We start from the raw sequence: 7,036 nt of genomic DNA on the forward strand, positions 1-7,036 counted from the left end.
GACCGACTGTCGGTCTATTGTAGTCATGGAGTTCTTTTTTTAGAACCCCATTTCAGTCAACCATTGCGCCAAATGGCTTTCCCTTGTTTTCAGATCCTGACGCTCTCTTGCATATTTTCCAATATTTCTGTCTGCAACCAGCTTACCGTCCATCATAAACAGTACACGTTCCGATCTGGCAGCGACTTTCACATCATGGGTCACCAGCAGAATGGTTGTACCCGTTGCATTAATATCGCCCAGAATATCCATGATCTCATACGTTGATTTGGAATTCAGCGCCCCCGTTGGTTCATCGCCGAATAAAATATCTGGATTATTGATCAGCGCACGGCAGATGGCAATCCGTTGAAGCTGTCCGCCTGAGGCTTGGGTGATGTTATGCCCAGCAAGCTCATCAATCCCCATTTTTTTCATTAATGACATTGCCCGTGTATTAATCGTTTCTCTGCTGCTATTCTTGGCCAGATACGCGGAAAGTACGATATTGTCTAATAGATTCAGATTTTTGAGCAGATGAATATTTTGAAAGATGAATCCCATCTTGGTCAAACGTAGACTTGCCAGATCCCTCTCCTCAAATGCCGATATTTTTTTGCCATTAAAATAGACACTTCCAGCACTAATCTGATCCATACCACTTATGTTGTACAGTAAGGTAGACTTGCCTGAGCCAGATGGCCCCATGATGGAAACAAATTCTCCCTTTTTTAATTGAAGGTTGATATCTTTTAAGATGTTATGTTCTTCATTCTCGCCGATCGCTACGGATTTATTCACGTCTTTAGCCTCAAGTATAGTTGTCATCGTTGATCCTCCCTATTCGACAATCATTTTGGATATGCTCGTTTCCTTGATCGATTGGATACTAATCCATGCTGTCAGTACAATCGTGCCTGCAAGTAACAATGGACACAAAATATATGCTTGTAACGGGTTAACAACAAAGACAATATTGGAAGCACCAAACGTCGACATAATGGCACTAACCAGCAACGGACCCAACGTATTGGACAATATCGTTCCAGTAACAACCCCTAAGATTAATATGACAAGTGACATCACGACATACTTGAACTTGATTTTAGACAAGGCAAACCCAAGGCTTCTTAGTACAGCAATGTCGTTGTTGTCCTTGGCTACTAACATCTGAAGGAACAGTGCTGTAATTAAAATAGATATGAAGACACCGATGACCAAGGCCAGCATCGTCACCATTTTCAATTGTTGGATGGTTCCGCCCAACGTCTGATCCAGATAACCTTGAAGATCGGTTACTTTGGCTGGCGAGAAAGCCGCCTCATATTCAGCAATTTTGGTAGCCATGTCCCCGCGATTATTCAGATCCAAACTGACCACGTACCACAACACACTATCCTTGTTGTAGGGTAATAAGGCCTTCGCCGTTTTGCCACCATTCGTAACGTCCTGGTATATTCCGCTGACCGTCATTATCTGGTCCTTGCCATTAACCAGCAAGGTAAGTTGCTCACCAGTCTTCAGGCGCAACTCGCTACTGTTGGCATCAGATAACGCAATTTCATTCTCGGTTGTTGGCGCATTACCGCTAACATAAGACAATGGGAAAATACTGAAATCCCCAGTTTCTACACTCAGATTGTCGTAACTTCCTTCCGCATTTTTAATCTTGAACTGACTTGTTACCAATGGGGAATACGTTTTGATGTCTTTATCATTTTGGATCTGGGCAACCAGATTGTCATAACGCTGCTCCACATCATCTGTGTGCCTCAAGTCAATGCGAATATCACTTTGTCCAACACCCATATAAGAAATAAAACTTGGCGCCTGCAAAGTGTTCAGGAAGTTGACCGGCACAATCATGATAAATGAACTGACTACAAAGACAAATAACAATAATCGGAACATCTTGATTCGCTGTATCACTTCCTTCAGACCAAGAAAGACAGGTACGGAAGACCAGCGATTGCGGGACAAACTAAGCCGGTTTCGAATGATCTGTGTATCTCCCAGGCTCCCGGTACGGAGAGCATCCACCGCGGAGATGGAACGAAAACGCCGCAGTACTGTTCGACAAAACAGAACAACCATGGCAAATATTATTCCAGCGGCTAATAACGGAATCGCGAAATGCAACAGGGTTGCAGGTGCTTTTCCCATATACAACATGATGTTAGAAACAAATAATCTGTTAACGCCAAGTGATGCAATGTAACCAAGCACGGATGCAAATCCCGCCATAAATACATACTTCATCAGATACAGTCTCTTAATATCCTTCTCTGCAATCCCTATCGCTTTCATGACACTAATCTCACGATAATCCTCTTCGATGGTCGCAAGCATCGTGAATCGGATGCAAAGCATTGCAATCAGAATCAGCACAAGACTGACCAGAATAATAACGGCTGCAATAACTCCGTCGGTCATCGCATTCAGTACCTGGAACAGCCCATAGGTTACGACTGGACCCGCGTTAGGAAGTCCGGCATTTTGGTAAGCCTGGGTAAATTCACTTGTCAGTCCGGGATCCGTCAACCGGAATTCAATGAGGTACTCCATCTCTCCGATGCTCTGCTTCAGTTCCTGCAAATTCCCTGCACTCACAATAAAACGTTTGGAGTGCACAACCGATGGATTCATCTGAGCATCACGGACAAAATCAACGATGGTATAAGAACGCTCAAATTGACCATTATCGATCCGAACCTGGTCGCCCACGCTCAATTTTTTTTGTTGCATGTAATATACCGGAACCGCGATCTCCCCATCGTTCACCTGAATAATCTCACTGTCCAGATTCAACAAATAGTCGAAACCCTGATTCTGTGTAACAAAGTCAATGTCCATAACGCTGTTCTTTTCGGACTCTGCTCCGAGAAACAGATTAGAGCCGTCAATGTTGACCATTTCCACAATCTGATGCTGCTGGACCATAGCATTTTCTTCAGCCCATGTGTTCACTTTGACCTGATCGAGTTCTCCGGCATGCATTTGCACAAAGTGTGGTGTTTTGGATTCAGAAAATAGATATTGGATGGAACTCGTCAGTTCCATAATCATTCGTGACCCCGAAGATACCAGCAAGGCGGCCAGCAGTACAAAAATAAACAACGCAGCCGTAATCCCTTTTTTTCTCGTTATATCGTTTCTCAGCATTCGTAGCAGCATAAACGAACATGGCTCCTCTCATCTACAAGTTGTTCCTATTTATCTGGAGTCATAAAGCTTGTCAGACAATGCGCCACCGTTGAAGGTTGATGCATCATGAACATGTGAGCACCCTCTTTGATGGTTTGAAGCTTCATGGATGTGCCAAAATATCGGCCCCATCTCAACGCTGATTGAAGGGTAACAGTACGATCCCGTTCTCCCCACAGATACAATACCGGCAATGAGAGCGGCTCATATTCAAGCGTTGCTGCAGATTCCAGCATCTTGAAATCCGCCCGGATGACGGGCAGAAAATAATTCAACAATTCTTTTTCATGTATCAGTTCTTGCGGGAGCGCTTCATAGGAAAACAGATGATCAATCAGATTTTCGTCTGACATCTGATCATAATTCTGCATCCCGCATTCGTCAGGCGTGTTGCAGGCAGATAACACAAGCCGTAGCGTTTTAGCTACATCTGGACGTTCCTGACATAAGCGCTGCGCAACGAAGTAGGCTGTAATCCCTCCCAGACTATGTCCAAATAACAGACTGCCGGGCTGTATAACATCCAGCAGCTTGCTGGTATACAGTTCTACGAGTTGCTGCATATGCTCCAGAGGTGTTTCGGTATTCAGACCATGACCCGGGGGCGTAAACGCCCAAATTTCCGTGTCAGGAAGGTACGGCACTAGGGGCTGAAAACTGTTGGAGTTGCCACCGAGATAAGGAAAACAGACCATTTGTCTGTTTCCCTCCCCCTTTTGTAGCCGCTCCAAATAGATCGGTTCCATCACTTATCCACCACCATAACCAGGCTTACTTTCTTTCCAGAACATATGCAGGGAATGTCTGAAGTGAAGTATCCACATTTTTACGCTTGAAGATGACATGGATGACAATAGCCGATATTGCAAAAAAGAAGAATTGCATAATTTGAACTTGCGGATTAAAGTAGTACAAATCAATTTGACTTCCTGTGGCTACAAGCCAGAATGCAAGCAGATAAAACAGAAGTGTACCTTTGGTTGCATTGAAGATATAACTTTGGAACACGATAAATGCCATAAGCTGAACAACGTAGTATATGTAAGTGGTTGAGGTGCCAAAAGAGGAAATCAAGTATCCCGGAAGCACCCATAATCCGAACAACAGGCCGGTAATCAGACCACTTGTTATATTATTTTTTAACTTCCCTTGCAAGAATGGAAGCAAAAATCCGATCCAGCCAAACAGCCCACCAATCAGCCCCGTCTCCTTGATCAGATTCACAATTCCCAACCAGATCATTTCAGGTACACTATATGTCAGCTCAGGGACCGGTATGCCGAATAACAAGGAACCAAAGTGCATTGTTGATGCAAAGATGATGGAAATTCCAATAATGAGCGGTATCCAGAACAGGTCCTGTCTGCGCGGAACCAGCTTCATAAACATTCCTTTTAATGCTTCCTTTCCGCCCATCACATAACATGTAATTAATCCGGCAATGGAAGGTGAATACAGAGCAACGATCGCAAGTGGATGCATCAAGGTTAACTCACCTGTTATGGGTACAATAAAATCCGCAAAGAACATGAACAAACTTGCGATTCCATAACATGTGCCAAAGGAAATTCCCAAAAACAAATACATATATTTGTTGGACGGGCTGGTTGCCGGACTTGTGACTGGACGAATGGATGCCTGATTAGCTGTAATCATAGTGCCGCCTCCTTCTCAGTCAACTTTCTCTCAATAAGATCATGCAAACGGTTAATCGTGCAGAAATTAGCCAAATCCAGATCTTCATTTGCTATCTCAATCTGGAATCTACGCTCTACAAAGTCCACCAAACGCATCGCAAAGAGCGAATTGACGAACCGCTGCTCAAAATAATTGTCATTATCATTAATTTGAGTGTCCTCATGATCCATGGTGAGGTTGTTCCCGATAAACTCCCGAATTTCCTGACGATAATCCACTGCCCTTCCCCCTTGTTATTGATGTTGCCCCTCGGGCACTAAAACCTCAATGTAGTCTGGAAACTCTACAGCCTGCTGTAAATCATGATGAAACAGTACTCTTCCTTCCTGATCTGCAGATTGCTGCTTGAAACCGGCAAAGCGATAGCTGATATTCATCATTCGGTTCCTTCCGGTATCCCTGAAGTCCGCAAGCATTTGTTTGCCCTGCTTCTGAGCTTCACGCATGATATACGTTAGCAGTACACTCCCTGCTCCCCTGGACATCACTCTGCAAGACATCAGAAGCATGTTTAGCCGCCATACTTTCTGCTGCATGTGAATTAGTGCAAGTCCAATTTTGCCATACGTTCCGTATTTGTCTTCGAGTTCACACACCAATAACATATGGTCCTGCGAGGTCATCAGTTGATGCAGCTCCTCGTAATTGTAGGTAATTCCCGTTGCATTTAGCTGATTGGTACGAACGGTAAGTTCCTCTGCACGTTGAAGATCATCCTCAGTAGCCTCGTAGATGGAAAATTTCATGCCGAGCGTAGCCAGAAATTGTTCTGAAGGTCCTTCATACTGTTCCTCAGCCTGTTTACGGAGCGTATCCGCCTGATACATCTGCCTTCTGCACGCAGAGTCGGCTGTAATGAATCGGGGCATCAGCCTTGGGTCATCAAGCATGGTTTCATATTGATCCGCATGAAGTACCTGAATGTCAGCATGTACACTTTGTACTTCTTCCAGTTCAAAAGGTTGATCATCCACAAACAAAATGGCATCCATGCCGATATTAATGTTCTGCTGAATCCGCTGAACAGAGACGGACTTCGCATCCCAATGGATTTCGGGATATAGAAAATATTCGGCGATGCCCAGTTCGTTTAGTTTCGCCCAAGCCAGCTCTGCATCATTTTTACTGGCAACAGAATGCAAAATACCTCGCTGGTCCAGTTTTTCAATCACCTCCTTTAAGCCCGGCTTCAGTTGCACATCTGCAGATTCAAGCAAAACTCCATCCCATATGGTGTGGTCCAGATCCCAAACGATACACTTGATATCCTTGATCTTTTCCATGGTCATGCCACCCTTCATCATTAGTAGGCATAGAATCCTTGACCCGTCTTCCGCCCCCACTGTCCTGCATCAACCATTTTCTGCAACATCGGACAGCATCGGAATTTGGGGTCCTGATAGCTGTCGTACAATACTTTCAATGAATGCACGACCGTATCCAGACCAATCAGATCCGCCGTCTCCAGCGGCCCCATCTGATAATTGAAGCCCTTCTTCATAATGGCGTCCACCTGCTCGGGTGTAGCGATTCCATCCTGTACAATGTACGCCGCTTCATTCATTAACAAGTGCGAGAGGCGATTAGAGACAAACCCGGGCAGATCCTCTATGACAACTGGACTTTTATCAAGAGTTTCCAAAAACGCTACCATCTCATGTTCCGTACCCTGTGTTGTATGATGTCCTTTGATCACCTCCACCATGGATTTAACAGGAACCGGATTCATCAGATGCACCCCAATGACTCGACCTGGGTCAGGCAAAAATGAAGCGAGCTTTGTCACGGAAATACAGCTTGTATTTAGCGCAAATAAAGCATCCGGACGAACCTTGTGGTATAGTCGTGCATAAACTTCCTTTTTCAACTCCAGGTTCTCGGTTACATTTTCAATAATGATACTTGCCTCTTCCACCCCTTCATCTTGTGTCTGGAACGAGATCCGTTCCATGATCTGATCCAGGGGCACCTGACCGTACCCTTGCTTCAGAAAGCAAGCTGAACGATATTCACGACGTATAACATCAGGGGCGTGTTCGATGACCGACGCCGAAATATCCTGCAAAATTACACGATAACCAGCCCTCGCGACATCCAGTGCTGTGGCGCATCCCATCACCCCTGCGCCAATGATTGCAATGAGTCGATTATGCAT

The 7,036-nt window shown here is 44.8% G+C and carries 7 protein-coding genes; all 7 read right to left on the reverse strand.

Annotation, left to right across the window (positions count from 1 at the left end; genetic code table 11):
* Window positions 1-39: 39 nt before the first annotated feature.
* The 7 genes from MHI52_RS22110 to MHI52_RS22140 are packed head-to-tail and all read right to left on the reverse strand — an operon-like array spanning window position 40 to window position 7,036.
* Window positions 40-807 (reverse strand): ABC transporter ATP-binding protein, encoded by a 768-nt coding sequence (locus MHI52_RS22110; protein WP_047843824.1) that lies wholly within the window; start codon window positions 805-807, stop codon window positions 40-42.
* Between the two features lie 12 nt (window positions 808-819).
* Window positions 820-3,153 carry an ABC transporter permease gene (locus MHI52_RS22115; RefSeq protein ID WP_405157630.1) on the reverse strand — a complete coding sequence of 778 codons (2,334 nt, stop codon included), beginning with the start codon at window positions 3,151-3,153 and terminating at the stop codon, window positions 820-822.
* Window positions 3,154-3,188: 35 nt separating this feature from the next.
* Window positions 3,189-3,929: a thioesterase II family protein gene (locus MHI52_RS22120; protein WP_405157631.1), complete on the reverse strand. Its 741-nt coding sequence runs from the start codon at window positions 3,927-3,929 to the stop codon at window positions 3,189-3,191.
* A 25-nt stretch (window positions 3,930-3,954) separates the two neighbouring features.
* Window positions 3,955-4,839: a hypothetical protein gene (locus tag MHI52_RS22125; RefSeq protein WP_017687157.1), complete on the reverse strand. Its 885-nt coding sequence runs from the start codon at window positions 4,837-4,839 to the stop codon at window positions 3,955-3,957.
* The gene (locus tag MHI52_RS22130; RefSeq protein ID WP_017687156.1) at window positions 4,836-5,099 is read right to left on the reverse strand and encodes an acyl carrier protein; all 264 of its coding nucleotides are present in this window, start codon (window positions 5,097-5,099) and stop codon (window positions 4,836-4,838) included. Before MHI52_RS22130 ends, MHI52_RS22125 begins: the two co-directional genes overlap by 4 nt.
* A 15-nt stretch (window positions 5,100-5,114) precedes the next feature.
* The gene (locus MHI52_RS22135) at window positions 5,115-6,164 is read right to left on the reverse strand and encodes an HAD-IIIC family phosphatase (protein ID WP_405157632.1); all 1,050 of its coding nucleotides are present in this window, start codon (window positions 6,162-6,164) and stop codon (window positions 5,115-5,117) included.
* Between the two features lie 20 nt (window positions 6,165-6,184).
* A complete protein-coding gene (locus tag MHI52_RS22140; protein ID WP_211080858.1) occupies window positions 6,185-7,036 on the reverse strand; it encodes a 3-hydroxyacyl-CoA dehydrogenase family protein in 852 nt (283 codons plus the stop codon).

Origin of the sequence: Paenibacillus sp. FSL H8-0283, assembly GCF_045040675.1 — a bacterium.
In the GTDB taxonomy this organism is placed as follows: Bacteria; Bacillota; Bacilli; order Paenibacillales; family Paenibacillaceae; genus Paenibacillus; species Paenibacillus amylolyticus.